The organism is Vibrio sp. 1580 (assembly GCF_033340055.1).
On the sequence record NZ_JAWOVT010000684.1, the window covers coordinates 1 to 526 of the forward strand.

The following is a 526-nucleotide window of genomic DNA, read 5'->3' on the forward strand; positions in this document are numbered from 1 at the left end:
TTCCATCGATCCTGACTGATCGTGGTCGATCGCTCGGCCTTGACGCTCACTTGAGGTCGCCACCAACATCTCTTCAATGATGCCCGTCAGCGTATTCGCTTCAGATTCAATCGCACCTGTCAGTGGATAACAGCCCAACGTACGGAAACGCACGCTTTTCTCTTCAATTACTTCACCCGGTTGAAGCTCCATACGGTCATCATCCACCATGATCAGCATGCCATCGCGTTCGACAACCGGACGCTTATCAGCAAGATAAAGCGGGACAATTTCGATGTTCTCTAGGTAGATGTATTGCCAGATATCAAGCTCGGTCCAGTTAGAAAGTGGGAACACTCGAATGCTCTCACCTTTATTCACTTGACCGTTGTAGGTTTTCCAAAGTTCTGGACGTTGGTTTTTCGGATCCCAGGTATGGTTCTTGTCACGGAACGAATACACTCGCTCTTTTGCGCGTGATTTTTCTTCATCACGACGAGCGCCACCAAAAGCAGCATCGAAGCCATATTTGTTTAGCGCTTGCTTA

1 protein-coding gene is annotated in these 526 nt (G+C 48.5%); it reads right to left on the reverse strand.

The annotated features are described in order from the left end of the window. Positions 1-526: sulfate adenylyltransferase subunit CysD (cysD, locus tag R7093_RS27840; protein ID WP_318147359.1), on the reverse strand; the 526-nt coding region annotated here is incomplete at both ends.